Source organism: Faecalibacterium sp. DFI.5.82, from assembly GCF_029076575.1.
Classification (GTDB): Bacteria; Bacillota; Clostridia; order Oscillospirales; family Ruminococcaceae; genus Faecalibacterium; species Faecalibacterium duncaniae.
Genome location: NZ_JARFIS010001210.1, coordinates 1 through 255, shown reverse-complemented (window position 1 = coordinate 255; position 255 = coordinate 1). Strand labels below are relative to the sequence as shown.

General features: G+C 48.6%; 1 rRNA gene. It reads left to right on the top strand.

The annotated features are described in order from the left end of the window. A 23S ribosomal RNA gene (locus P0G09_RS20760) occupies window positions 1-231 on the top strand; the annotation flags it as partial. Between the last annotated feature and the right edge of the window lie 24 nt (window positions 232-255).

Genomic DNA, 255 nt, shown 5'->3' with positions numbered 1-255 from the left:
GACGGACGTACCTCTGGCGCACCAGTTGTTCCGCCAGGAGCATAGCTGGGCAACTACGTACGGATCGGATAAACGCTGAAAGCATCTAAGCGTGAAGCCGACCCAAAGATAAGATATCCCACTGATTGAATCAGGTAAGATCCCTTGTAGACTACGAGGTTGATAGGCACGATGTGTAAGTGGAGCGATCCATTCAGCAAGTGTGTACTAATAGATCGAGGGCTTGACCACAATTCGCTTGAATTCTCAAGTCAA